The organism is Candidatus Zixiibacteriota bacterium (assembly GCA_022865345.1).
Classification (GTDB): Bacteria; Zixibacteria; MSB-5A5; order MSB-5A5; family RBG-16-43-9; genus RBG-16-43-9.
The window spans coordinates 1-2733 of the sequence record JALHSU010000132.1 but is presented as its reverse complement, the minus strand read 5'-3'; the positions used below and the strand labels follow the sequence as shown (position 1 = coordinate 2733).

Annotated in this window: 2 protein-coding genes; both read right to left on the bottom strand. The window is 45.8% G+C overall.

The window, feature by feature from the left end:
* Window positions 1–1397, bottom strand: a 1397-nt coding sequence (locus MUP17_05830) for a nickel-dependent hydrogenase large subunit (GenBank protein ID MCJ7458491.1), incomplete at its 3' end; no start/stop codon positions are given.
* Between the two features lie 16 nt (window positions 1398–1413).
* Entirely contained in the window at window positions 1414–2394 is a 981-nt protein-coding gene (locus MUP17_05825; protein MCJ7458490.1) for a hydrogenase small subunit, read from the bottom strand.
* Window positions 2395–2733 lie beyond the last annotated feature (339 nt).

The window sequence follows — 2733 nt, the reverse complement described above, 5'->3', positions numbered from 1 at the left end:
TGGTTTTTGTCGTCTCTGGGGCTGGCGTTCCAGGTTGTGGGAACGACGCACTGGTAGTTGTCGATCTTCTTGTTTTTAATGGTAATCCAGTGGCCCAGAGCGCCCCGGGGACCTTCAGTCAGACCCATACCTGTGGACTGGTCGGGTATCTCAAATTTAGTATGAACCGGTTTTGACGGATCAAGCTGCATCACCCACTCGGCGCATTTATCAGCCACAATCTTAGCTTCTAAAGCTCTGGCAGCGTGCCTTCCCATTACCGAGAAGAGAGAAGAAATCGGCAGATTAAGCTGTGTCAGGGCATCGGAAATTAGCTTGGATGCTGCAGGGTTTGAGCCTTGAAGATGAATAACCACCATCCGGGCAAGGGGACCAACCTCACAAACTTTCCCTTCATACCTTGGGGATTTCACCCAGGAATAGGCATTCTTTTTATCCGGTTGAGGAACCGTCTCACCTTGGGAAGGATGTAAGCCGGTCTTAGATGAAAACTTGGAATACTTCACATATTCTGCTATTTTGCCCGGGTCAAAGGGTTGTGCCTTACCATCAAGATAGACCCCTGCGGAGATGAATTTCTTGGTTCCCTCATTGTTCTCCTCAAACACGCCGTAGGACATAAGATTGCCGCATCCTTTGCCGACCTCGAAATAGCGCGGGTATGCCTTTGCCACTGTCAAAACGTCCGGGATGTAAACATTATCGATAAAGGACTGAAGCTCTCTTAATCTATACAGAAAAGAGGTGATCTTGTCTACAGTGGGTCTCTCGCAGACACCTCCTGGCATTACCGCTATCTCGTGAGGCATTCTTCCGCCAAAGATGCTAAGCATCTCCTGGCTCTTTCTGGTGATATCCAGGGCGGTCAGGTAGTGAGCAAGTGCAGAGATATTAACATCAGCATCAGTAATATAATCCCCTTTAAATCTGGGTAGAAATGGAGCCACGCCAGTTAGTCTTCCGCTATCGACTTCGGATTTAGCCCAGGCTTTGACTTTGTTTAAACCAGGGTCATTTCCGGTATAGGAGAGGATTGCAGTCACATCCACATAGTCCAGCGCTGCCAAATGGTAAAAATGAAGTATATGCGACTGGATAAAATTTGCTCCCAGGATCAGATTCCGGATTATTCTCCCGTTATCCGGCGGGTTGATACCAAAAGCTTCATCCAGACATAAGGTGGAAGCCTGAGCATGGGGAGAAGGACAAACCCCGCAGATTCTCTGGGTGATCATCTGGGCGTCTTTCGGGTCCCTGTTCTTAAGAATAATCTCCCATCCCCTGAACATCTCGCCTGAGGTTCTGGCATCAGAGACTTTACCATTTTCGATCTCGACCTCTATTTTTAGGTGACCCTCAATTCTAGTAATGGGGTCAATTGTGATCTTTTTTGCCATAGAATTCCTTCCTTTCCTAAGTCAGCTTGACTAACTTTTTAGGTTTTTCTACCTCATCTTTTCTCCAGGGGATCCCCAAAAGAATTTTCTTATCCAGAAGCCCGTACAACCCTGATCCATTATGGTCGGGGAAGGTCGGTTCAGTGCAGGCGATGCAAGGACTACCACTCCTGTTACACCAGTTCACTCCATTGTTCCATCCTCTAATGGAAACGTCACAGTATGCCATGGGTCCTTTGCAACCCAATTCAAAGAGGCATCCTTCCTCACCGTAATCTTTAGCGAACTTGCCTGCTTCAAAATCTGCTCTTCTCTCGCAGTTCTCATGGATGAGCCTTTTGTAGAAAACTAAGGGGCGGAGATCTTTATCCAGCTCAGGTATTCCATAGAGCAAGACATGTGCGATTGTCCCGATAACCCAGTCCGGATGAGGAGGGCACCCTGGGATGTTAATCATGGTCGCTTTAGGGAGGATATCTCTTACCGCTTTAGCTCCAGTTGGGTTAGGTGTTCCTGCTGGAATCCCTCCAAAAGAAGAACAAGTACCCACATTCAAAATAGCTTTGGAGGCATTTCCCAGGCGGGTTACCCAATCTAAGGCAGTGATTGGCTTTCCATCTTTTTCTCCCATAGTGCTGTATGCACCAGCAGCCTGGGTGGGGATAGCTCCCTCTACCACCAGCACAAACTTGCCAGCCTGATTTTCCAGAGCATAATCCAGGACCTTCAATGCCTGTTCACCTGCGGATGCCATGATATTAGGATGGAACTCCAGGCTGATAATCTCGGTTATTACCTTGGCTATGTCTGGGTAAACAGTATTTAGAGTGGAGATGGAGCAGCCAGTGCAGCTCTGCCCCTGAAACCAGATCACCGGAGGATTGCCAGGATTTTCCAGCATAGCCTGGACTATCTTGGGAAGCCAGAGGTGAGAAAGTCCCATTGCGGCTGCTGAGCCGCCGATTAACTGGAGGAACTTCCTTCGTTCTAAAACCATGAAGACCTCCTTTAGGTGTTTTTATTCAAAAAATCATCACAGAATTTGTGAATCTTTTCACAAAATATTATACTTTCACAGTAATTTCTTGTCAAGGAAAATCTTAAGGTAAAAGAGCGAGATAATCCCTTTTTCTTTATAAAATTAGACTTTTCAGGGTTATATAATCTTAATACTCCTATTTAAAATATAAGAAGTTTGTGAAAAATTTAACAAAGTAGCTTGCTAAATCGTATTAAGTATGTTATATTAATCCTGTTAATTCATTTAAGCGAGTCTCTTCATAACTTTCCATTTTTTGTAAGATGCCTGGCGTCAGAATCGAAATCAGAGGGATTG

What these genes read in the sequence shown, in the direction of transcription:
- MUP17_05825 (MCJ7458490.1), bottom strand. Translation starts at nt 2,394, where the DNA reads ATGGTTTTAGAACGAAGGAAGTTCCTCCAGTTAATCGGCGGCTCAGCA.